This window comes from Nocardioides renjunii, assembly GCF_034661175.1.
GTDB lineage: Bacteria > Actinomycetota > Actinomycetes > Propionibacteriales > Nocardioidaceae > Nocardioides > Nocardioides renjunii.
Genome location: NZ_CP141058.1, coordinates 1,124,363 through 1,146,617 on the forward strand (window position 1 = coordinate 1,124,363; position 22,255 = coordinate 1,146,617).

The following is a 22,255-nucleotide window of genomic DNA, read 5'->3' on the forward strand; positions in this document are numbered from 1 at the left end:
CGGACCTCGTACGCTGACCCGGTGAGGACCCGCGCTGCCGCTCTCGGACTGGCCGGCGCCCTCGTCGTCGTGGGCACGCTCGCCGGCTGCACCGGCGAGGAGGGCCAGGTCGCCGCCGGGCACTCCCACGGCGCGGGTGGCGCGATGGTGTCGATGCCCGTGGGCGACGGCACCCGCACCAGCGAGGTGGGCTACTCCCTGGAGGGGCTGCAGGTGCGCCAGGCCGACGACGGCATCGGCGAGCTGCGCTTCCGGATCGAGGACCCCGACGGCCGGCCGGTCACGGACTACGTCGAGGAGCTCACCAAGGAGCTGCACCTCTACCTCGTCAACGACGAGCTCACCGTCTTCCGCCACCTGCACCCCACCCGCGCCGACGACGGCACGTGGACGGCGCCCTTCGACGTCCCGGACGCCGGTGGCTACCGCGTCGTCACGGAGTTCGTCGCGGTCGACGAGGGCGGCAACGGCGACCACGTGGTGCTCGGGCGCCCGCTCGCGCTCCCGCCGGGCGACCCGGGCGACACCGCTGCTGAGGACCGGGCCGTGCAGGTCTCAGTGGCCGAGGCGCCGGTCACCGGCGACAACGGCCTGCTGCGGCTGGTGGTGCGCGACGCCGAAGGGCAGCCGGTCGACATCGGCACGTTCCTCGGCGCCTACGGGCACGTGACCGGCTTCCACACCGGGACCGGCGCGATGGTGCACCTGCACCCGCTCGCGGCCCCCGAGCTCACCGAGGACGGGTCCGAGCTGACCTTCCACGCCGAGGTCGAGGAGCCCGGCGACTACCGGCTGTTCGTGCAGGTGCGGGTCGACGGCTTCCTGCACACGGTGCCGGTCGAGCTCACGGTCGCACGGTCAGCCTGACGGTCGTCACCGGGTTCTCGAAGCGGCTCAGCGTGAGGCTGACCTGCACCTCCCACTCGCCCGCCCGCGGGACGACGACCTCCCCGCGGTAGGTGCCCGCGGCGATCGGCGTCACCGCGACCTCGCCGACGTCGAGCCCCTCGGTGCGGAGCTCGACCACGGGGTTGACCGGCGGGTCGTACGGCTCGCCCGAGGCGTCCTGCACCTGGACCAGCAGCGTGTTGCTGCCCGTGCGGCGCGGGTCCATCACGGCGAGCACCCGCAGGTCGTCCGCCGTGGCGGCGCCGACCCCGGTCGACCCGGTCGCGACGGTCACCGGGGCCGGCCGCGGGGACTGGTTGACGAGGAAGCCCGTCACGCCGAGGAGCGCGACCAGCAGCACCGCCTCGACGCGCACCGTGCGGGTCACCGCCGCCGCGGCGCGCTCGCGGTCGCCGAACCCGGCGGCCGCCTCGACCGCGGGCAGGGTGCGCCAGCGGTTCCAGCCGCCCGCGCCGGCCACCACGAGGGCGATCGCGACTTTGGTGAGCAGCAGCCAGCCGTACGCCGTCTCGACCAGGCCCGTCCAGGACCCGACGATGCGCCAGGCCATGAAGGTCCCCGTGGCGGCGACGGCGAGGAGCACGCCGCCGGCCAGGGCGGAGAAGCGGGCGAGGGTCCGGGCGGCGAGCACCTCGCGGCCGGACAGCGCCCGCAAGGTGAGCGCGAGCCCCACGAGCCCGCCGAGCCAGATCGCCCCGGCGCCCACGTGCAGGACGTCGGAGGCGACGAGCAGCGCCGTCGGCGTGAACGCGCGGGAGTGGCCGACGACGGACGGACCGGCCACGGCGACGAGCGCGCCGCCGGCCAGCAGCAGCCGGTCCCACCGGCCCGGCGGCGCGGTCGTGCAGGCCGGCACCGCCGCGCCGAGCCCGGCCGCCACGAGCGCGGCGGCCAGCATCTCGTTGCGGACGAGTGCCTGGTCGAAGGCGTCGAGCAGGTCGCCCAGCTCGAGGCCCTGACCGTAGACGGACGCCACCGGCACCTGGAGGACGGCGCCGGCCACGGCGACCGCGGCGGCGTACCGCAGCAGCCGACTGAGCCGGCCACGGACGTCGGTGCCCGCCCAGGAGCGGGGGAGGACGAGGGCCACGAAGACGGCGAGCCCCGCCGCGAGGAGCAGACCCACCAGCGAGACGACGGTGACCACGTCGCGGACCACCCTGACCGCGGCCGAGGAGGACGTCGGCTCGGGCGGGGCGGTCACCGACGCGCTGGGTGCGCCGACGGAGAAGGTCAGCGCGCCGGAGATGGGGTGGCCGTCGCTCGACAGGACGTTCCACGACACGACGTAGGTGCCGTCGGCGAGCCCGGCCGCCCCGGGCAGGTCGACCGTGACGTCCGTGCCGCCGGCGCTGGCCGTCGCGTCGACCGGCTGACCGGCGGCGTCGTAGACCGCAACCTCCTGCGAGGTCAGCCGCACCGGCTCGTTGAACGTCAGCGTGACGGTCTCGGGAGCGGTCTCGACGACGGCCCCCTCGGCGGGGTCGGTCTCGACGAGCTCGGCGTGCGCCGAGGCGGACGAGCTGCCGAGGAGCAGGGTCGCGAGCGCGACCAGCGCGGTGGCCAGGACCCGGGCGAGGACCCCGGCCACGACGCCGGTGCGGCGCCTCCGCGCCGGTCGCGCCGGCGAGGTCACGAGGTGGTGCGCGTCCGAGCCAGGGCGAGACCACCGGCGGCGAGGCCGAGCAGCCCGGCGACGAGCCCGGCCCAGCCGAGGGCGGACGAGCCGTCGTCCGTCGGCGCCGAGGCCTCCGCCTCGGTCGCCCCGGTCGCTCCGGTCGGCTCGGCCGGCACGGCCTCCGCCTCGGCCTCGCTCTCGGCCGGCTCGGCAGCCGTCTCGTCGCCGTGGCCGTCGCCGCCGCTCGCGGGCAGGATCTCGAAGGACGGGGCCGGGCTCTCGAGCTCGTCGGCGTCCTGGCCCTCGGCCGGCACCTGGGTCCAGGCGGTCTCGCCCTTCGCGCAGGTCTGGATCGTCGGCCATGCGAGGGTCTCGCCGGCGGCGTCGGGCACCTGGAAGGACAGCTCGAAGGTGTCGCGCTGGCCGTCGGGCAGCGGGGTGTCGGCGGTGTAGACGACCGAGGCGGTGCGCTCGGTGACCTCGTTGCCGTGGCCGTCGGTGACCGGCTCGTCGAGCTGCTCGATGGTGGTCTCGACCTCGTAGAACGGGTTGCGGGTGGCGGTCACCGCCAGCACCGACTCGGGCACTTGGATCTCGATGCGGGTGGTGGGCGAGCCGTCGCAGCCGTGCGGCACGCTGAAGGTGGCGATGGTGTAGGCGCCCGCCGAGGCGTCCGAGACCGTCGCGCCGACGTGGGCGGAGGCGGGGGAGACGAGCGAGAGGGCGAGGGCGGTGGTGGCGGCCGGCAGCACGCAGAGGCGCGTGAGGGCACGGGTGGACAGCTCGAAGGACATGGTTCTCCTGGGTGAGGTGCGGGTCTGGGGTCGCGTGTGCCCCCGAGCCCGGACCGGGCTCAGGTGGGCAGGACCGCCAGGGGTGGTCCGCGCCTCGGGGAGACGAGCAGGTGCACGAGCGTGGTGCCCGCGGGGGCGTCGGCCGGGCGCCGGTGAAGCCGCGGGGTGACCGGCAGCGACGCGTGCGCCAGCAGCGTGACGACGTACGACGCGGCGCGCCGGCCGGCCCACCAGAGGACGGCGGTCGCGAGCGTGACGGACGCGTGGGCCGCCACCATCTGCCAGGTCCAGCCCGGGTCGGGCACGGCAGCGGCGTGGTGGTCGTGGCCGGCGACGAGGCCGAAGGACTCGTGCAGCCCGAGCTGGGCGGCGGCGACGACGGGCAGCAGGGCCCAGGCGGGCACGTCCCGGCCGAGGACCAGCCAGCCGCCGGCGAGCACCACGGCGGCGACGAGCACCAGCCCCGGCCCCGTGGGCACCTCGCCGCCGGCCCACGTGTGGGCGGCGGCGGCGCCGGTGACCGCCACGACCGTGGCCGCGGCGGCGCGGGCGAGGCCGTGCGGCGCGCGCGCCTGCACCACCCTCGCCTCGAACGTCACGCGCACATGCTCTCAGAGCCGCGCGTGCGCTCGTGGTCGGCCCTACCAGCCGGCCGTGCCCCGCGGTCGCCGGTAGTCCGTCGCCCCGGCGTGACCGGGGTGGCCAGCGTGACCGGCGTGACCGGACTGCCACTGTCCGCACGACTGGCCCCGGCCGCGCAGGAACATGAGCGGGAAGACAAGCAGCCAGAACGGGGCGCCGGTGAGCACGCTCAGCACGATCAGCACCGCCAGGACCGGGAGCAGGGGGACGCGGGACCGACCGGGTCGCGGCTGCGGCGCACGTCGGGCGGGGGGCTGCGCCGCCCGCGGCCGCGGCAGGTCGCTGAACAGGACCGCCAGGTCCGCCCGCGTACGAGCCGTCCAGATCGCGTCGAGCCGCTCGTCGTACTCCTCGTGGTCGAGGCGGCCCTCTGCGTAGTGCTCCGCGAGGTCCGCCATGGCGCGCTCGCGGTCGCTGTCCGCGATCCGCATGCGAGGGTCGGGCGTGCTCATCGCTCGCCGTCCCGTCCGTCCGCGAGGATGCCGTAGAGGCGACGACGGGTGTCGACGAGGACGTCGAGCGCCGCGCGCCGCTGCTGCTCCGAGCCCTGGGTGGCCAGCTGCCAGACGGCGCTCATCACCTGCCCGATCTCGCTCTTGAAGTCGGCCTGGCCCGAGGGCTGGTCGGTCGCGGGCGTCTCGGTGCGGGCGAAGGGTGCCCAGACGCCGGCCAGCTCGTCGACGTGTTCGGCGGCCCAGGCGACACCGGAGTCGGTGAGCCGGATGGTGCGGCGGCCGCGCTCGTCGTCGGCCTCGACCAGTCCCTCGTCCTGGAGCTGCTGGATCGTCGGGTAGACCGAGCCGGGGGAGGGGCGCCACTCGCCGTTGCTCAGCTCGGCGATCTCCTGGATCACCTGGTAGCCGTTGATCGGCTCGTCGGCCGTGCGCGCGCGGTGCAGGACGTCGATGATCGCCATCCGCACGTCGCCGCGGCGCACGCGGGGGCCGCGCGGCTGCGGTCGCTGGGGTGCGGTGGCGAGGCCGAAGATCTCACCGAGCCACGGCGGCGGGCCGCTCGGGCGTCGGCCGCGGCCGCCGCCGCCGGAGGTGAAGTGGCTCCAGGTGCTGCCCCAGTCGGCGCCGGCGCGCTCGCCCCGGTCCGTCCGGTCAGCCGTGTCGTCGCGGTCGTTGCCGGGCCAGTCGGCGCCGGGCCAGTGGTGTCCCATGTCGTGCTCCCTCGGTCAGAGATGGTCGGAGACGAAGCGAACGGTCGGTGACGGTCGTGATGTATCGCAGACCTATCGGTGACGTATCACGATATATCGTGAGCGTACGCCGGGGGCGACCGTCGATCAAGGGAAATGCACTGAGCGGTGAGTGAAGCAGGTTCTGGGATCGCAGAACCTGCCTCACTCACCGCTCGGGGTGCGGGCTCACACAGCGTGCGCGAGGGTCAGCGCGCGCGGCCGGTCGGCGTGCACGCCGCCTTCGGGACCTCGGAGTCGTCGATGATCGCGGTGAAGAGCTGGGGCGCCCGCTCGGGGTCGGCGACGATCCGGTTGGGGTCGCTGGGTGCGGGCAGGTTGGGCATGGTGCAGGTCTGGCTGTCGCCGGTCATCGCCAGGGCGAAGCGACCGAGGTCGAGCGGGTTCATCTCCTCGTCGACCCGGATGGCACCGGACGCGGCGTCGTTGATCCCCCAGTAGCGGACCGGGTTGACGAACGTCCACGGCGAGAGCGCCTCGTCGCCGAGGGCGCTGATCACCTCGCGCTGGCGGGCGACGCGGTCGAGGTCGCTGAGCGCGGTGACGTGCCGCGAGCGGGAGTACGCCAGCGCGGTGAGGCCGTCGACCTCCTGGCACCCCTTCTTGATGTCGAGGCGGGCGAGCGGGTCCTTCATGTCCTGCTTCGGGCAGATCTCCACGCCGCCGAAGGCGTCGACGGTGTTGATCATGCTGCCGAAGCCGAGCTCGACGTAGTGATCGATGTGGATGCCGGTCAACCCCTCGACGCTGGACACGAGCAGCGGCGGGCCGCCGAGCGCGAACGCCGAGTTGATCATCTGCGTGCCGTGGCCGGGGACCTCGGTGAGGGTGTCGCGCGGGATTGACATCATCGTCCGACCGCCGGAGCCGGTGTGGAGCACGATGATCGTGTCGGTGTTGGTGCCCCCGCGCGGTCCGGTCTGCAGCAGCTTGCGCTGCTCGGCGGAGAGGTCGTCGGCCTTGTCGGACCCGACGATCAGGTAGTTGGTGCCGGGCTGGTCGGCCGGGCGGTCGCCGTCGGGCGCAGCGTCGACCTTGTCGATCGTGGTCCAGTGGTAGAGCGGGACGGCGACGAGGTAGACCACGAGGAGCAGCAGGAGCAGAGGGATGAGCCCGAGCCGGAAGCGGGGACGCCAGCGCCGCTTCGCCGGCTGCGGACGCGGTGGCGGCGCGGCGGTCGCCGTACGCGTGCCGCCGGGCGGCTGCCCACCGGACCCGCGCGCCTCGCGACGGGCGGCCGGCATGACCCGGGTCTCGTCGGGGCGCTGTGCCGACGACGCGCCCCCGCCCCCCGCCGACTGCGCCGGCATGCGCTGGGTGGCGTCGCCGGGCGGGGTCCTCGGCGTGCTGCCGTAGAGCCAGTCGTACTCCGGGGTCCCCTCTTCGGGCATGCCGGAGCCCTGCGGACGATCAGCCATGCGCATGGACGCTACCGTGCGGGTCATGACGGATCCGCGGCCCACGTCCTACAGCCGGGTGAGCCTGGGGATCATGGCCCACTCGAGCGAGGCCAACCTCCTCGGCAACGTCCACGGCGGCGAGATCATGAAGCTCGCCGACTCCACGGCCGGCGCGGTGGCGCACCGGCACAGCGGCGGCCCGGCGGTCACGGCGGCGATGGACGACATGACCTTCCTCGCGCCGGTCCACGTCGGCGACATCATCAAGACCTACGCGCAGGTCAACTGGGCGGGCACCTCCTCGATGGAGATCGGCGTGCGGGTCGAGGCGCAGCCGTGGGGCAACGCGACCGACGAGCCGGTGCACGTGGCCAGCGCCTACTTCGTCTTCGTCGCGATCGACGACGAGGGCCGGCCGCGGCCCGTCCCGCCGCTGGAGACCGAGACGCCCGGTGACGTACGCCGCCGGCGCGAGGCTGAGATCCGGCGCTCGCACCGGCTGGCGCGCAAGGCCGAGATCGACGAGGGCCGCGAGGGATGACCGCGACCCACGCCTGATCCCCACCCCTGGGGCGACGACCTCGTGGCCCCGGCGCGTCGCGACCGGCTGTGACAGGTGTGACTGGTGATACTGGGCGGGCTGACTTCCCCCAGCAAGAAAGGCCCTGCGATGTCGTCCGTCCCCTCCGGGTCGACCCAGCCGCGGTTCACCACGCTGCACCGCGCCCAGCGCGTGCGCTTCCGGCGTGCGGTGACGCTGATGCTGATGACCCTCGTCCTCCCGGGATCGGCCCAGCTGGTCGCCGGCAGCCGACGGGTGGGCAGGATCGCGCTCCGCACGTGGCTGACGCTGGCCGTCCTGGCGCTGGTCGCCGCGGTGGCGTCGTACGTCTGGCACGGCGTCGCCTTCTGGGCCGGCACCAACACCGGCCTCCTCCAGCTCCTGCGCGTGGGCCTGATGGCGCTCGCGGTCGGCTGGGCCTACCTCTTCGTCGACGCCTGGCGGCTCGGCCAGCCGCTGACGCTCCAGCGCCAGCACCGGCTCGCCGTGGTCGGGGTCAACGGCTTCCTCTGCTTCAGCGTCGCCGGCGCCTTGCTCTTCGGCGCCCACGTCGTCGGCGTGCAGCGCCAGTTCATGATCACGATGTTCGGCGAGGGCTCGGCGGTGGGCGCCGCCGAGGGCCGCTACAACGTGCTGCTCATGGGCGGCGACGCCGGCGCGGGCCGCTGGGGGCTGCGTCCCGACTCGATGACCGTGGCCAGCATCGACGCCGAGACCGGCAAGACCGTGCTGATCTCGCTGCCGCGCAACATGCAGAACTTCCCGTTCGCCGAGGGGTCGGTGATGGCCGAGCAGTTCCCCGACGGCTTCGACGTCGAGGGCATGTACCTCAACGGCCTCGCCACCTGGGCGCTCGACCACGCCGAGCTGTTCAAGGGCTCGGAGAACCCGGGCGTCGACGCGACCGTCCAGGGCGTCGAGGGCATCACCGGCCTCGACATCAACTACTGGGCGATGGTCAACCTCGAGGGGTTCAAGGACCTCGTCGACGCGGTCGGCGGCGTGGAGCTCAACGTGCGCCAGCCGATCCCGGTCGGCCTGCCGCACGAGGAGTCGTTCCACTACATCGAGCCCGGCAAGCGCACGCTCGACGGCCACGACACCCTCTGGTTCGCCCGGGCCCGCGAGGGCTCCGACGACTACTCCCGCATGGCCCGCCAGAAGTGCGTGATGAGCGCGATGCTCCAGCAGGTCAGCCCCCAGGACGCGCTGCGCAACTTCGAGAAGATCGCCGGCGCGAGCTCGGCGATGGTCTCCACCGACGTCCCCCGCGGCGAGGTCGACCGCTTCGTCGAGCTCGCCCTCAAGGCCCGCAGCCAGAAGATCGCCACGCTGTCGCTGGTCCCGCCGATGATCAACACCGCCGACCCGGACATCGCGCTGGTGCAGCGCAGGGTCGCCGCGGTGATCGCCCGGGCCGAGGGTCGCCAGCCCGCCCCGGACACCGCCGAGGCGGCCCCGGCGGCCGACGCGCCGACGGGGGAGGACGCCGCGTCGACGACGACGGACGCCACTCCTGACGCCGGCTCCGACGGCACGGCCGAGACCCCGGCCCCGGCCGGCGACGACGCGTCCGCGCCGGCCACCCCGACGGCGCCCACCACCCCCGACGACGTCACCGGCGGCTCGATCGGCTCCCTCTCCGAGGGCTACGCCGCCAACCAGTCGGAGGACCTCGGCGCGGTTTGCTGACGGCTCGACGGCGGCCCCTAGTGTGTACGCCGTGACCACCGGACCCCTGCCCCGCATCGTCGCGGTCGTGGTCACCTTCAACCGCCTCGAGCTGCTCGAGCGGCTGGTGGCGAGGCTGGGGGAGATCGACGGCCTGGCCGAGGTGCTGGTCATCGACAACGCGTCCTCCGACGGCACGGGAGCGTGGCTCGCCGCCCGCCCCACCACGGGCGAGGTCCCGATGCGGTCGCGGACGCTGTCGACCAACCGGGGCGGTGCCGGCGGCTTCCACGACGGCCTGGCGTGGGCGATCGACCGCGAGGCCGACCTGGTCTGGCTGATGGACGACGACGGCCTCCCCGACCTTGACTGCCTGGACCGGCTGCTCGACGAGACCGACCTCGACTTCTGGGGTCCGCTCGTGGTCGACGAGGCCGACCCGGGCCGCCTGGTCTTCCCGATCCGGATGCCCGGCAGCACCCGCGTCGTGCACGTGGTCGACGACGTGCGCCGCGCCGCGCGCGAGGACCGCATCGACGGCATCGTCATCCCGTTCAACGGCGTCCTGGTCACCAAGGAGCTCGTCGACCGGATCGGCCTGCCGCGCGAGGAGTTCTTCATCTGGGGCGACGACCACGAGTACCGGCTGCGCGCCGAGGAGGCCGGCGCCCGCGTCGCCACCGTGGTCACCGCCACCGTGCGGCACCCCAGCGTCGGCAACCTGGGCTCGCCGATGATGTTCGGCCGCACGACCTACAACGACTCGCCGAGCGACCTCAAGCACTACTGCATGGCTCGCAACAACCTCGTCAACCTGCGCGACTACCGCGGCCCCGCGCACGCCGCCGCCTTCGTCGTGAAGACCGCGTGGTTCTACACCTTCACCCGGCCGAGCCTGTCGCGGCTGCGGCTCAGCCTCCGGGCCATGCGCGCCGGGATCGCCGGCGACTTCGACGGCCACCGGAGGTTCCTCTCGTGAGCGGGACCGCCGACGGGACCGCGCACGGGACCGGTCGCGAGACGGTGGCGGTCGTCGTGGTGACCCACGACCGCGCCGACCTGCTGTCCGGCATGCTCGACGGCCTGGCCGCCCAGACCCGGGCTCCCGACACGGTCATCGTGGTCGACAACGCCAGCACCGACCACACCCCCGACGTGCTCGGCGCCCGCACCGACCTGCCCCTGCAGGTGATCACGCAGGCCAACCTCGGCGGTGCCGGCGGCTTCCACCGCGGGGTGCAGGCGGCCTACGACGGCGGCCACGACCGCATCTGGCTGATGGACGACGACGTCGTGCCGGCGCCGGACTGCCTGGAGCGGCTGGTGGCGGTCGACGAGGACTGCCTCATCGCGGTGCGCGAGGACCTGTCCGGGGCCCTGGTGGAGAAGGCGGCCGTCGAGTTCGACCTGCGCAACCCGCTCTCCATCCACCCCAAGCGCTCGACCGTCGACGGCGTCTACCGCGACCGCGCATCGATGCCCGCGCTGGTGGAGGTGCAGAACGTCGCCTTCGAGGGCTTCATGGTCCGCCGCGACGTCGTCACCGACATCGGCTTCCCCGACCCCACCTTCTTCATCTTCTACGACGACGCCGAGTACGCCGTCCGCGCCCGGCGCGCCGGCCGCAGGGTCTGGGCCGTGCGCGACGCCGTGCTGGTGCGCCAGCTCGACTTCAACCAGCAGCACGACCTGTCGGGGTGGAAGGGCTTCTACATGTACCGCAACCTCTTCGTGGTGCACCTGCGCCACGGGGAGAACGCGCTGGTCCGGCTCAAGCCGTGGCTGATCACCCTCGCCGTGGTGCTCCTCAGCCCGGCGCGCGGCGGGCGCGCCGAGGCGCGCAACGTGATCCGCGCCATGGCCTCCGCGCGGGGCATGCGCCGCCTGCCCGACCCCGCTCAGCCCCCTCGTTAGACTCAGTCAGCGCATCTCACTACAGGAGTTCCTCCCTTGTCCCAGGGTCAACCACAGCTTCCCGACCTCGTCATCGTCGGCGCCGGACTGTTCGGTCTCACCGTCGCCGAGCGCTGCGCCGAGGAGCTCGGTCTGCGCGTGCTCATCCTCGAGCGCCGCCACCACCTCGGCGGCAACGCCTACTCCGAGCGCGACCCCGAGACCAACGTCGAGGTGCACAAGTACGGCGCCCACCTCTTCCACACCTCCAACCAGCGCGTGTGGGACTACGCCAACCGCTTCACGTCGTTCACCGACTACAAGCACCGGGTCTTCGGCAAGTACCAGGGGCAGGTCTACTCCCTGCCGCTCAACCTCGCGCTGATCAACCAGTTCTTCGGCACGTCCCACACCCCCGACGAGGCCCGCGCGCTCATCGCCGAGCAGTCGAGCGAGGTCGCCACCGAGGACGCCACGAACCTCGAGGAGAAGGCGATCAGCCTGATCGGCCGCCCGCTCTACGAGGCGTTCATCAAGGGCTACACCGCCAAGCAGTGGCAGACCGACCCCACCGAGCTGAGCGCCGATATCATCACGCGGCTGCCGGTGCGCTACACCTTCGAGAACGGCTGGTTCAGCGACACCTACGAGGGCCTGCCGGTCGACGGCTACACCGCCTGGCTCACCAAGATGGCCGACCACCCCAACATCGAGGTGCGCCTCGAGACCGACTTCTTCGAGGTCGCCGACGACTACCGCGGCAAGGTCCCGATCGTCTACACCGGGCCGGTCGACGAGTACTTCGGCAACTCCGAGGGCCGCCTGTCCTGGCGCACGGTGGACCTCGAGGAGAGCGTCGTGGAGACCGACGACTTCCAGGGCACGGGCGTGGTCAACTACAACGACCAGGAGGTGCCCTACACCCGGATCATCGAGTTCAAGCACTTCCACCCCGAGCGGGAGAAGACGCACCTGCCCGGCAAGAGCGTGATCGTCCACGAGTACAGCCGCTTCGCCCAGGAGGGCGACGAGCCCTACTACCCGGTCAACACCGCCGACGACCGCGCCAAGCTGCTCAAGTACCGCGAGCTGGCCAAGGCCGAGCCGATGGTGCTGTTCGGCGGGCGCCTCGGCACCTACAAGTACCTCGACATGCACATGGCCATCGGGTCGGCGCTGTCGATGTACGACAACAAGCTCAAGCCCCACTTCACCGAGGGCGCCGAGCTGACGAGCGGAGGCATCGACGCATGACCACCACCACCCCGACGAGCGCGAGCACCAGCAGCGCGCCGAGCACGACCGACGCGGTGCCCGCCGGCACCGTCACCCGCCTCCTGCAGCGCCAGATCCTGCCGATCGACCGCGACACCGACGTCTTCCCGCTCTACGTCGACCTCGAGGAGGCCAGGCTCGACACCGACCGCCACGAGGTCGGCGGCAACAAGTCGGCCAAGGACCTCAACAACGCGGTCATCCGCCAGTCGACCTCGACCGGCCGCAAGCTGCACCCCGACCAGATCCGCTCGCGCACCGAGCTGCGGCTCGAGCCGTCGCAGCTGCTCTCGTTCGGCACCTACTTCAACGCCTTCCCGGCCTCCTACTGGCGTCGCCACACCGTCGTCACCGACGTCGAGCTCACCGTCCGCGTCAGTGGTGCCGGATCCGTCGTCACCGTCTACAAGTCGATGGCGCGCGGCCACTCGCAGCGCGTCGACGCGGGCGTCGTCGAGGGTGACTCCGGCTCCTTCACCTTCAGCCTGCCGCTCAAGCCCTTCGTCGACGGCGGCTGGTACTGGTACGACGTCGTCGCGGGCGACGACGGTGCGAGCGTCGAGGGCGCCGAGTGGACCGCCCAGGTCCCCGCCGACCGCGCCGAGCACGGCACCGTCGACATCTGCATCACCACCATGAACCGGCCCGACTTCTGCGCCAAGCTGCTCGCCCAGCTCGGCGAGGACGAGGTCGCCCCCTACCTCGACACCGTGATGGTGATGGAGCAGGGCAAGGACCTCGTGTCCGAGTCCGAGTTCTTCCCCGCGGCGCAGGCGGCGCTGGGCGACCGGCTCCGGGTCCTCGTCCAGGGCAACCTCGGCGGCTCCGGCGGCTACGCCCGCGGCCAGCTCGAGAGCGTCCGCAAGGGCACCGCGACGTACGCCCTCATGATGGACGACGACGTCGTCTGCGAGCCCGAGGGCGTGATCCGTGCGGTCACCTTCGGCGACCTGGCCAAGCGGCCGACGATCGTGGGCGGCCACATGTTCAACCTCTACAGCCGCTCGCAGCTGCACTCGTTCGGCGAGATCGTCCAGCCGTGGCGGTTCTGGTGGCAGACCCGCCTCGACGGCTACAGCCAGTGGGACTTCGCCGCCCGCAACCTGCGCTCCTCGCGCTGGTTGCACAAGCGCGCCGACGTCGACTTCAACGGCTGGTTCATGTGCCTCATCCCGCGCGTGGTGCTGGAGGAGGTCGGGCTCTCGCTGCCGGTCTTCATCAAGTGGGACGACTCCGAGTTCGGCCTGCGAGCCAAGGACGCCGGCTACCCCACGGTGTCGTTCCCGGGCGCCGCCGTGTGGCACATCCCGTGGACCGACAAGAACGACGGCGTGGACTGGCAGTCCTACTTCCACCACCGCAACCGCATCATCGCGGCGCTGCTGCACTCGCCCTACGAGCGCGGTGGCCGGATGGTGCGCGAGAGCTTCAACCACCAGGTCAAGCACCTCGCCTCGCTGCAGTACTCCACCGCCGAGCTGCGCCACCTCGCGATGGAGGACGTGCTGCGCGGGCCGCACGCCCTGCACGGCGAGCTCGCGACCAAGCTCGCCGAGGTCAACGCGTTCCGCAAGCAGTTCACCGACGCCCAGCTGGTCGAGGACCGCGACGACCTGCCCCCGGTGCGGCGCAACAAGCCGCCCAAGAAGGGCAAGAGCGACATCGAGATCCCCAGCCGCCTCGGCACGCTGGTCGCCGCCGGCCTGGCGCCCCTGCGCCAGCTCCGCCCGGTGCGCGAGATGTCGCGGCACTACCCCGAGGCGGAGCTCCCGGCGATGGACTCGGCCTGGTACAACCTCGTCAAGTACGACTCCGCCGTGGTGTCGATGAACGACGGTGCGTCGGTCGCGCTCTACCGGCGCGACCCGGCGCGCTACCGCGACCTGATGAAGCGCACCATCGACATCCACCGTCGCTTCCACCGCGAGTGGCCCGAGCTCGCCCGCCAGTACCGCGAGGCACTGGGTGACATCACCTCGCCCGAGGCCTGGGAGAAGACGTTCGAGCCGTGGACGGGTGACGAGCGGGCCGACGGTGACCAGTGAGCGGGTCGTGAGCACGGCGTCGAAGGGCCCGGCCCGGCCCACCACCGCGGAGCTCGAGGCCCTGCCGCTGGCCCCGCCGGCCGCGACGGGGCTGCGCGAGGTCGTACGCCGTCGCTACCTGCTCGGCATGCTGGTGCGCAACACCATCAAGTCGCGCTACCAAGGCACGGTCCTCGGCTGGCTGTGGAGCTACCTGCAGCCGGCGACCCGGTTCCTGATGTTCTACTTCCTGTTCCAGGTCATGATCGGCCGTGGGGCGGGGACCATCGAGAACTTCGCCATCCACCTGTTCGCGGGCATGGTGATCGTCCACTTCTTCACCGAGACGTTCAACGGCGGCACCCAGTCGCTCGTGCAGAACCGGTCGCTGATCACCAAGCTGCCGGTCCCGCGGGAGATGTTCCCGGTGGCTCGCATGCTCGTGGCCGCCTGGCACACGGTGCCCATGCTGGTGATCCTGGTCATCCCGTGCATCCTGCTGGGCTGGCGTCCGGACCCGGTGGGGATGGCCGCGGCCCTGCTCGGCTTCAGCCTCGCCGCGGCGCTCGGCCTCGCGCTGGGCCTGCTGTTCAGCGTCGGCAACGTCTTTATGCGCGACGTGGGCAAGATCGCCCAGACCCTGACGATGTTCGTCACCTTCAGCGTGCCGATGATGTACTCCTACACCCTCGTGGAGGAGCGGTTCGGGGCGACCGGTGCCGAGCTCTACCTCTACAACCCGATGGCCGAGGCGGTGCTCCTCATCCAGCGCGGCTTCTGGACCGGCACCACGAGCGACCCAGCGGCCACGGCCGAGGTGCACCTGCCGGACCACCTCTTCACGCGCGGCCTGGCCATGACGGCCGTCTCCGTCCTCCTGCTCGTCCTCGCCCAGCGGGTCTTCGCCAGGCTCGAGGCCAAGGTCCCGGAGCGGCTCTGATGACGACGATGATCAAGGTCGACAACGCGACCAAGGTGTTCACGCTGTCCTACCAGCGGTCCCTCAAGCAGACGGTCCTGGCCAAGGCGAGGGGCCGCAAGACCCACGACTCCTTCAACGCGGTGGACGACGTGACGTTCAGCGTGCGCGAGGGGGAGTCGGTCGGACTCATGGGGCTCAACGGGTCCGGCAAGTCCACGCTGCTCAAGCTCGTCAGCGGCGTGATGCGTCCCGACTCGGGCACCGTGCTGACCCGGGGCCGGATCGCCGGCCTGATCGCGACCGGCACCGGGTTCGACAACAACCTCAGCGGGCGCGAGAACCTCTACCTCAACGCCGCCATCCTCGGGATGTCGCGGGCCGAGACCGACCGCAAGTTCGACGAGATCGTCGACTTCGCCGACCTCGGCAAGTTCCTCGACACCGACGTGGCCTACTACAGCTCCGGCATGAAGGCGCGCCTCGGCTTCTCGGTAGCGGTCAACGTCGACGCCGACATCTTCATCGCCGACGAGGCCCTCGCGGTCGGGGACCGTCCGTTCAAGCGCAAGTGCAAGAAGCGGATGGACCAGATCGTGAAGTCGGGCGTGACGATGTTCTACGTCTCGCACGCCCCGGGCGCCGTGCGCAACCTGTGCGACCGCGTCCTGGTGATGGAGAACGGCAGGCTCGGCTTCGACGGCGACGTCGAGGAGGGCATCCACTACCTGCACTACGACGAGACAGACGAGGACAGCGGCGAGGACGACGGCCTCGGGACCGACGTCTAGGGGCTTCCGGACGAGATCCGCGAAGAATGACACCCGTGTAACGGCGTGTCGACTGGAAATTACAGTCGTGTAGTTACTCAGAAACCCTTCCGTGACTGATGTGACTGGTGTGAACTTCTGCCTTGTGTGACCTTCCCCCACACAGGAGTAGAGATCTTCATGCGACCCCTTCAGGCCCGTCTCGTCACCCTCTGCCAGCAGGTGCTGGCGCTCGGTGTCGTCCTCGTCGTGCTCACCCCGGCCTCCGGTGTGGTGTCCCTCGACATCGTCGGTGAGCACCCCGGCGCCGCGACCGCGCAGGGCGGACCGGTGGAGCTGGTCTCGGCCACCGTGCCGACCGCTCCGGTGACCCCCGAGGTGACCGAGGTGCCGCTGACCGGCGCCGCCGGTGGCTTCGCCGGCCTGCGCGGCCGTACGGTCGCCGGTGCCGCCACCCCGGCCCGCGTGCAGAGCACACCGCAGGAAGTGAGCGGCTTCGCGGCGGTCGGCGTCACCTGGCAGCACGGAGAGCAGCTCGAGGAGGACCAGATCTCCCTGCGGGTGCGCACGCGCACCGGCGACGAGTGGAGCGACTGGGAGGCCCTCGAGTACCACGACGAGCACGGCCCCGACGCCGACAGCGCGGAGGGCGCGGCCGCCCGTCCGGGCACCGAGCCGATGTTCGTCGGCGAGGTCGACGACGTGCAGGTCGCCGCCAGCACCGACGGTGCGACGCTGCCCGACGACCTCTCCCTCGCGCTGGTCGACCCGGGCTCGGCCGGCGGCAGCCGCACCGAGGCGCCGGCCGACCGCGGCGACGCCGACGGCACCGCGTCCTACGAGCAGGACTACGCCGAGCAGGGCTCGATGGCGCAGGAGTCCTCGGCCTCGTCGGGGTCGGGCCTCGTGCTGCAGGCGGCGCGGACCGGCAAGCGCACCGCCGCCCAGCCGACGATCTTCTCCCGCGCCCAGTGGGGCGCCGACGAGAGCATCCGTGACAAGGGCGCGCTCCGCTACGGCAGCATCAGCGCCGGCTTCGTGCACCACACGGTCAACGCCAACGACTACACCGAGGCCCAGGTGCCGGCCATCCTCCGCAGCATCTACGCCTACCACGTGAAGTCGCGGGGCTGGAGCGACATCGGCTACAACTTCCTCGTCGACCGGTTCGGCCGGATCTGGGAGGGCCGCTACGGCGGCATCGACAAGCCGGTCGTGGGTGCCCACACGCTCAACTACAACGACTACGCCTTCGCCATGTCGGCCATCGGCAACTTCGACGTCGTCCAGCCGCCCGAGGTGATGGTGCAGGCCTACGGCCAGCTCTTCGCCTGGAAGCTGTCGCTGCACGGGGTGAACCCGGCCTCGACGGCGCAGAAGGTCGGCCGCTCGACCTTCCCGGCGATCAACGGCCACCGCGACGCCGGCTCGACGGCGTGCCCGGGCAAGTACCTCTACGCCCGGTTGCCGCAGATCCGGGCCTACGCCAGCACCGCGGCGCCCGTGACCCCGGTCGTGCAGCCGGTCACCGTGTCGGAGCCCAACCCGCAGAACAACCTCGACGCCTCGCCCTACCCGGACCTGGTCGTCCGCCGCGCCTCCGACGGCCGGGGCCTCGTGCTCCCGACCGGTGGGCTCACGTCGTTCCAGAAGCGCCTCGTGGTCGGCAAGTCCGGCTGGGACCAGCGCGCCGACGTGGTCGTCTCGCCCGACCTGACGGGCGACGGCGTCCCCGACCTGGTCACCGCCGACGCCTCCGGGATCGTCCGGGTCCGGGCCGGCCGGGGCAACGGCAAGTTCGGCGACACGACCCGCAAGCTCAGGCTGAGGGGCTACTCCCTGATCACCGCTGTCGGCGACCTCAACGGTGACGGTCGCAACGACCTCGTCGCCCGGTTCAAGGGCAAGCTGGCCACCCTGCTCGGCACCACCGAGCGCGGCTTCTCGCGCAAGGTGACGCGCAAGGGCTACGGCAACTACCGCCAGCTCATCGGTGCGGGCGACCTCAACGCGGACGGCCGGGCCGACCTGCTGCTGCGCACGAAGAACCGGCTGTTCCTCCAGACCGGCTACGGCACGGGTCGCTTCGCCGCCCCCCAGCGCGTCGCCGGCTCCTGGAGCTCCTACAACCGCCTCGTGGCCGGCGACTTCAACGGCGACGGCCAGTCCGACCTCGTGGCGCGCACCAGCAGCGGCAAGGTCGTGATGCTGCCCGGCCGCGGCAACGCGACGTACGGCGCCGCGCTGGGTCCCGCCGCCAACCTCAAGACGATGCGCTTCCTCACCGCGGCCAACCTGGTGGGTGGCGCGGGGGCCGACCTCGTCGGCGTCTCGGGCAAGCAGCTGGTGGTCGTCGCCAACCGCGACACCTTCGAGCTGGGCGCGCCGGTCGACACCGGCGTCTCGTTCGCCGGCATGGACACCCTCCTCAACGCTGGTGACGTCAACCGCGACGGGGCTGGCGACGTGCTGGCGCGCGACACCTCCGGGCAGCTGTTCCTCTTCGCCGGCAACGGCACCGGTGCCCTGCAGCCCGCCACGCTGCTCGGTGGCGGCTGGGGCGGCGTCGCCGGGCTGGACGCGGTGGGCGACGTGACCGGCGACGGCATCCCCGACCTCATGGGCACGCCCGCCGGTGGCGCGCTGTCGGTGTGGCCGGGCAACGGGTCCTCCTTCAACGCCCCCTCGCCGGTGAAGGGCACGGTCCCGACGCGGTCGGGCCTGCCGTCCGACCTGTCCAGCTACGACTGGGTGCTCCAGGTGCAGGCGATGCAGCTCAAGGGCGGCGGGGACTACGTGGTCCGTGACCGGCTGAGCGGGGTCGTCTACCTCTTCCCCGGGCGCAGGTCGGGCGTCTCGACGCCCCGCGTGCTCGGCGAGGGACTGGGGGCCTTCGACCTGGCCGGGTGAGGCCGGTCAGGAAGCAGCGCGATCAGGCCCGGGCAGTCGCCCGTTCGGCGTCGTGGACGGCGTCGAGGCGATCCGGGTCGGGATTGCGGACAAGGACCAGCGAGCCGCCTCGTCCGAGGGGCTCGGTGAAGGTGGCCGTTCCCGGTGGGGAAGCCGGGTCGGCCACCGAGAGAAGACGGCCGCCGTCGGTGAGCGAGCTCCCGACGGCGGCCGTCCGGTCGTCGCGGGGCGACCACAGCTCGCGCTGGGTCAGCGTGTCGGTGGCGGGGTCGTCGTCGGTCGGCGGGTCCCAGGCGGTGAAGCCGTCCGGCTGGCCCCAGATCTCCACGCCCACGTCGTGCACGGCCGGCGGGAGCGGCTCGGCGAACCGCACGCCGAGCGGGCGCAGGCTGCAGGCGAGCACCGGCACGTCGGCCGCGAGCGGCGCCCACGTCGCGAGCCCCTCGGGGCCGCACACCACGGCGGCCGGCTCGTCGGAGGTCGTGACCCGCAGCCCGACGGTCCAGGCGGCGCCGAGGAACACGGTCGAGAGCCAGTGCGGCGGGAGGTCGATGCGCAGCGACATGCCGCGCTCGAGGTCGGCGACGTCGGTGAGCAGTCCGGACGCCTTCGCCACCCAGTTGGCGTACGTCGTCACCGACAGCTCGACGCGCTCGTCGGTGGCGTGGTCGTAGAACGTGACCAGCGGACGCCCGGGGTCCCGCCGCAGCTGGGCGGCGAGCACCTCGGCGAAGGTCGTCACGGGCGGGACCTCGGCGGCCGGTGGGCGGCGCTCAGAGGACCGTCGGCTCGGAGGAGTCCATGTAGGGGTAGTCCTGCAGGAACGTGTCCAGCGCCGCACCGCTGACGTCGGAGCAGTACTGCCACACGCCGACCTGCTTGGTGGGGTCGGTCTCGCCGACACCGCCCACGGACCAGTGCGTGAAGGCGACGTGCTGGCCCTTCGGGAAGGCCTTGCCGTCCTCGGAGGTCCACGGCACGGCCTTGAACTTGTCGCGCAGGTTGGTCGTGCTGTCGAGCTTGGAGGCGATGGCGCGCAGCTGGTCCATCTGCTCGGAGCTGTCGGCGACGGTCTCGTCGTACCAGAGGATGGTGTAGCCGTGCTCGAGGTTGTGCACGAGCTCACCGAGGTCGGGACGGTCCGAGGCGGTGTAGAGCTTGCGGTCGATCGTGTCCCACATGTTCCAGTGGGTGCCGAAGGCCGGCGGCGCGTCGGGGTAGCTCATCGGCGTGCCGACGTCGACGTGGTCCTGGTTGCCCTCGGCCGGCTTGGTGGTGACCTTCTTGCACACCGACGCCTCGGCGCCGATCTCCGACAGGGAGGCGGAGGAGTAGGCCCGCAGGTCGTACCAGTCCTTGACCGGCTTGAAGGCGGCCGCTCCCACGATCACCACGGCGACCAGGACGCAGATGCCCACGATGGCCATGCCGCGCCGGTTCTCGGAGCGGGACTGCTGGGAGCGGATGGAGTCGATGACCGCCTGCCGGTCGGTCTTTGCCTTCTTGGCCACGGTGCTCGGTGTCTCTCGGTCGGGGCTGGGTGATCGGGGTACGACGGGGCTGCGCGGGCAGAGTCTACGTAGTCAGGGGTGAGACGTCGCACACGACGGTCACATCGGGCCCGCTGGTCAGCCCTCGGGGCGCTCCCGCTCCCAGTCCTCGGTGCGCCAGCCGTGGGCGAAGCAGACCGCGGCGACGGCCGTGCGGTCCGCGCGTTCGGGGAGGCGGTCGAGCGCGGCCGCGAGCTCCGCGGGCGGAGCGGGGTGGCCGAACGGCACCCGGTCCTCCTCGGCGCCGGCGAGCGCGCGTACGACGGCCTCGCGGGCACCCCAGCCGAAGAGGTCACCGCCCTCGGCGCGGACCAGCGACCGCGCGCCGGGGCCGTCCTCGCCGGGCGGCAGCACCAGGTCGCCGCGGCCGCGGACCACCGCGACGGGGCGGCGCCCGAGCTTGCCCTGGGCCAGCTCGGCGGCACCGGCGACCTCGTCGGCCACGGCCGGGAGCGTGACGGCGAGCGGGTTGCCGTGGGTGTCGGTGCGGCCGGCGAAGTCCTCGGCCACGACCACCCCGGCGGCGCCCACGGCGATGTCGGTCTGACCCTCGCGCCACGCCCGGCCGGCGGTGTCGGTGACGACGACGCCGACGTTGGTCCCCGCGCGGCGGTGCACCTCGGCCCGCAGCTCGCGCGCGGAGGCGTCGGGATCGAGCGGCAGCAGCACGACCACGCCGCTCGCGACGTTGGAGGCGTCGACGCCGCCGGCCGCCATCGTCAGCCCCAGCCGGTGCCGCACGATGCGGGTGGCACCGCGTCGCGCCACCACCCGCTCGGTCTCGTCGTCGATCGCCGCCTCGCGGTCGCCGACCCGGGTGCGGCCCTCGGCCTTGCTCACGACCTTGCTGGTCACGCAGAGGATGTCGCCGTCAGCGAGGTCGGCGCCGCCGGCCAGTCCGGCCAGCACGAGGCCGGCGAGGTCGTCGCCCGCCCGCACCTCCGGAAGGCCGTCGGGTGCCCACACCTCGAGGCGACCGGGGCCGGTCATGCCGGCCCGTCCGCCACCAGCGCCACGGCCTCGGCCGCCATCGCCGCGGTGGCGTCGTGGTCGGTCATGAGCAGCGGCACCGCGCGGGCCCGGAGGCCGGCCCCCTCGAGCCGCCCGACGTGCGCGGCGTCCGTGGTGTCGACCAGCCAGCCGTCGAGGACGCCGCCGCGGGACCGGGCGCCGTAGTGCTCGCCGACGGCTCCGGCGCTGACCTCCACGCCGATGCTGGTCAGCATCTGCCGCGCCATGCCGTGGACGTGGGAGGCGCCGATGATGGGGGAGACCCCGACGACCGGCGCCTCTGTGGCGCGGACGGCGTCGCGGATCCCGGCGACCCCGAGGATGGTGCCGACCGAGACCACCGGGTTCGACGGCGGCAGCACCACCAGGTCGGCGCCCGCGATCGCGTCGAGGACGCCCGGCGCCGGCGTCGCGGCGTCCTGGCCGACGACGAGCACCGCCTCGGCCGGCACCTCCGCACGCAGGCGCACCCAGTACTCCTGGAAGTGGATGACCCGGCGGCCGCTCGGGCTGGCGGGGTCCGCGACGGCGATGTGCGACTCGACGCGGTCGTCGCTCATGGGCAGCAGCCGGACCAGGCCGCCGTGGACGTCGGCGAGCCAGCGGCGGCACAGCGCCTCGGTCACCTGCGACAGCGCGAAGCCGGCCTCGAGCATCTGCGTGCGCACGAGGTGGGTGGCGATGTCGCGGTCGCCGAGGCCGAACCACGTCGGCTCCACTCCGTACGCCTCGAGCTCGGTCCTCGCGCTCCAGGTCTCGTCGCGCCGGCCCCAGCCGCGCTCGACGTCGATCCCGTCACCGAGGGTGTACATGAGCGTGTCGAGGTCCGGGCAGACCTTGAGCCCGTGGATCCACCAGTCGTCCGCGGTGTTGGCCACGACGGTCACCTCGGTGGCGGCCGAGCCGCCCGGGACGACCCCCGAGCGCAGGCCGTGGAGGAGTCCCTGGACGAAGCGGGCACCGCCGACACCGCCGGACAGGACGGTGACGCGACGGAGCGTGGACGCGGATGATGGCATAGGAACAGCCTGCCGGAAGGGGAATGGCCATATCAGATCCGGGCTTGACTTGCGGGGTACGACAGGCATGTAATTCCCACAGTG

At 72.4% G+C, this 22,255-nt stretch carries 20 protein-coding genes; 10 read left to right on the plus strand and 10 right to left on the minus strand.

Annotated features, from left to right (window positions below):
* Nucleotides 1-21 precede the first annotated feature (21 nt).
* Nucleotides 22-867 (plus strand): hypothetical protein, encoded by an 846-nt coding sequence (locus tag SHK17_RS05325; RefSeq protein WP_172270363.1) that lies wholly within the window; start codon nt 22-24, stop codon nt 865-867.
* Here the strand turns inward: SHK17_RS05325 and SHK17_RS05330 are convergent.
* The 6 genes from SHK17_RS05330 to SHK17_RS05355 all read right to left on the minus strand — a co-directional run bounded on the left by SHK17_RS05330 (nt 845) and on the right by SHK17_RS05355 (nt 6,585).
* Nucleotides 845-2,545, minus strand: coding sequence for a copper resistance protein CopC (locus SHK17_RS05330; protein ID WP_322921318.1), 1,701 nt, complete (start codon nt 2,543-2,545; stop codon nt 845-847). The two genes, SHK17_RS05325 and SHK17_RS05330, sit on opposite strands and share 23 nt — an antisense overlap.
* Nucleotides 2,542-3,321, minus strand: a complete 780-nt coding sequence (locus SHK17_RS05335; RefSeq protein ID WP_322921320.1) for a YcnI family copper-binding membrane protein — start codon at nt 3,319-3,321, stop codon at nt 2,542-2,544. Before SHK17_RS05335 ends, SHK17_RS05330 begins: the two co-directional genes overlap by 4 nt.
* Before the next feature lie 59 nt (nt 3,322-3,380).
* On the minus strand, nt 3,381-3,920 hold the full coding sequence (locus SHK17_RS05340; protein ID WP_322921322.1) for a hypothetical protein: 540 nt from the start codon (nt 3,918-3,920) through the stop codon (nt 3,381-3,383).
* 42 nt (nt 3,921-3,962) lie between these two features.
* Complete coding sequence (locus tag SHK17_RS05345) at nt 3,963-4,415, minus strand: DUF1707 SHOCT-like domain-containing protein (protein ID WP_322921324.1); 453 nt, start codon at nt 4,413-4,415, stop codon at nt 3,963-3,965.
* Entirely contained in the window at nt 4,412-5,128 is a 717-nt protein-coding gene (locus SHK17_RS05350; RefSeq protein WP_322921326.1) for a PadR family transcriptional regulator, read from the minus strand. Before SHK17_RS05350 ends, SHK17_RS05345 begins: the two co-directional genes overlap by 4 nt.
* Nucleotides 5,129-5,355: 227 nt before the next feature.
* Nucleotides 5,356-6,585 (minus strand): LCP family protein, encoded by a 1,230-nt coding sequence (locus tag SHK17_RS05355; protein WP_172270373.1) that lies wholly within the window; start codon nt 6,583-6,585, stop codon nt 5,356-5,358.
* A 25-nt stretch (nt 6,586-6,610) separates the two neighbouring features.
* Here SHK17_RS05355 and SHK17_RS05360 point away from each other — a divergent pair, with 25 nt between their 5' ends.
* From SHK17_RS05360 to SHK17_RS05400, 9 genes are all read left to right on the plus strand, one after another.
* A complete protein-coding gene (locus tag SHK17_RS05360; RefSeq protein WP_172270375.1) occupies nt 6,611-7,108 on the plus strand; it encodes an acyl-CoA thioesterase in 498 nt (165 codons plus the stop codon).
* Between the two features lie 129 nt (nt 7,109-7,237).
* The gene (locus tag SHK17_RS05365) at nt 7,238-8,821 is read left to right on the plus strand and encodes an LCP family protein (protein ID WP_322921329.1); all 1,584 of its coding nucleotides are present in this window, start codon (nt 7,238-7,240) and stop codon (nt 8,819-8,821) included.
* A 31-nt stretch (nt 8,822-8,852) separates the two neighbouring features.
* Entirely contained in the window at nt 8,853-9,779 is a 927-nt protein-coding gene (locus tag SHK17_RS05370; protein WP_322921331.1) for a glycosyltransferase, read from the plus strand.
* On the plus strand, nt 9,776-10,714 hold the full coding sequence (locus SHK17_RS05375; RefSeq protein ID WP_322921333.1) for a glycosyltransferase: 939 nt from the start codon (nt 9,776-9,778) through the stop codon (nt 10,712-10,714). Before SHK17_RS05370 ends, SHK17_RS05375 begins: the two co-directional genes overlap by 4 nt.
* Nucleotides 10,715-10,750: 36 nt before the next feature.
* Nucleotides 10,751-11,947, plus strand: a complete 1,197-nt coding sequence (gene glf, locus SHK17_RS05380) for a UDP-galactopyranose mutase (protein ID WP_322424759.1) — start codon at nt 10,751-10,753, stop codon at nt 11,945-11,947.
* Nucleotides 11,944-14,013, plus strand: coding sequence for a glycosyltransferase (locus SHK17_RS05385; RefSeq protein ID WP_322424758.1), 2,070 nt, complete (start codon nt 11,944-11,946; stop codon nt 14,011-14,013). Before glf ends, SHK17_RS05385 begins: the two co-directional genes overlap by 4 nt.
* A 7-nt stretch (nt 14,014-14,020) precedes the next feature.
* Nucleotides 14,021-14,932 carry an ABC transporter permease gene (locus SHK17_RS05390; protein WP_172270385.1) on the plus strand — a complete coding sequence of 304 codons (912 nt, stop codon included), beginning with the start codon at nt 14,021-14,023 and terminating at the stop codon, nt 14,930-14,932.
* Nucleotides 14,932-15,702, plus strand: a complete 771-nt coding sequence (locus SHK17_RS05395) for an ABC transporter ATP-binding protein (RefSeq protein ID WP_322921337.1) — start codon at nt 14,932-14,934, stop codon at nt 15,700-15,702. Before SHK17_RS05390 ends, SHK17_RS05395 begins: the two co-directional genes overlap by 1 nt.
* 159 nt (nt 15,703-15,861) lie before the next feature.
* The gene (locus SHK17_RS05400) at nt 15,862-18,591 is read left to right on the plus strand and encodes an FG-GAP-like repeat-containing protein (RefSeq protein ID WP_322921338.1); all 2,730 of its coding nucleotides are present in this window, start codon (nt 15,862-15,864) and stop codon (nt 18,589-18,591) included.
* A 22-nt stretch (nt 18,592-18,613) separates the two neighbouring features.
* Here the strand turns inward: SHK17_RS05400 and SHK17_RS05405 are convergent, their stop codons facing one another.
* The 4 genes from SHK17_RS05405 to cofD all read right to left on the minus strand — a co-directional run bounded on the left by SHK17_RS05405 (nt 18,614) and on the right by cofD (nt 22,171).
* Entirely contained in the window at nt 18,614-19,333 is a 720-nt protein-coding gene (locus tag SHK17_RS05405; protein WP_172270391.1) for a TIGR03089 family protein, read from the minus strand.
* 31 nt (nt 19,334-19,364) lie between these two features.
* Nucleotides 19,365-20,102 carry a DUF3105 domain-containing protein gene (locus SHK17_RS05410; RefSeq protein ID WP_172270393.1) on the minus strand — a complete coding sequence of 246 codons (738 nt, stop codon included), beginning with the start codon at nt 20,100-20,102 and terminating at the stop codon, nt 19,365-19,367.
* Between the two features lie 117 nt (nt 20,103-20,219).
* Nucleotides 20,220-21,131: a coenzyme F420-0:L-glutamate ligase gene (gene cofE / locus SHK17_RS05415; RefSeq protein WP_322921340.1), complete on the minus strand. Its 912-nt coding sequence runs from the start codon at nt 21,129-21,131 to the stop codon at nt 20,220-20,222.
* The gene (gene cofD, locus SHK17_RS05420) at nt 21,128-22,171 is read right to left on the minus strand and encodes a 2-phospho-L-lactate transferase (RefSeq protein ID WP_322921342.1); all 1,044 of its coding nucleotides are present in this window, start codon (nt 22,169-22,171) and stop codon (nt 21,128-21,130) included. Before cofD ends, cofE begins: the two co-directional genes overlap by 4 nt.
* Between the last annotated feature and the right edge of the window lie 84 nt (nt 22,172-22,255).

What these genes read in the sequence shown, in the direction of transcription:
- SHK17_RS05345 (WP_322921324.1), bottom strand. Translation starts at nt 4,415, where the DNA reads ATGAGCACGCCCGACCCTCGCATGCGGATCGCGGACAGCGACCGCGAG.
- SHK17_RS05350 (WP_322921326.1), bottom strand. Translation starts at nt 5,128, where the DNA reads ATGGGACACCACTGGCCCGGCGCCGACTGGCCCGGCAACGACCGCGAC.
- SHK17_RS05360 (WP_172270375.1), top strand. Translation starts at nt 6,611, where the DNA reads ATGACGGATCCGCGGCCCACGTCCTACAGCCGGGTGAGCCTGGGGATC.
- SHK17_RS05400 (WP_322921338.1), top strand. Translation starts at nt 15,862, where the DNA reads ATGCGACCCCTTCAGGCCCGTCTCGTCACCCTCTGCCAGCAGGTGCTG.
- SHK17_RS05355 (WP_172270373.1), bottom strand. Translation starts at nt 6,585, where the DNA reads ATGGCTGATCGTCCGCAGGGCTCCGGCATGCCCGAAGAGGGGACCCCG.
- SHK17_RS05385 (WP_322424758.1), top strand. Translation starts at nt 11,944, where the DNA reads ATGACCACCACCACCCCGACGAGCGCGAGCACCAGCAGCGCGCCGAGC.
- cofE (WP_322921340.1), bottom strand. Translation starts at nt 21,131, where the DNA reads ATGACCGGCCCCGGTCGCCTCGAGGTGTGGGCACCCGACGGCCTTCCG.
- cofD (WP_322921342.1), bottom strand. Translation starts at nt 22,171, where the DNA reads ATGCCATCATCCGCGTCCACGCTCCGTCGCGTCACCGTCCTGTCCGGC.
- SHK17_RS05395 (WP_322921337.1), top strand. Translation starts at nt 14,932, where the DNA reads ATGACGACGATGATCAAGGTCGACAACGCGACCAAGGTGTTCACGCTG.
- SHK17_RS05365 (WP_322921329.1), top strand. Translation starts at nt 7,238, where the DNA reads ATGTCGTCCGTCCCCTCCGGGTCGACCCAGCCGCGGTTCACCACGCTG.
- SHK17_RS05335 (WP_322921320.1), bottom strand. Translation starts at nt 3,321, where the DNA reads ATGTCCTTCGAGCTGTCCACCCGTGCCCTCACGCGCCTCTGCGTGCTG.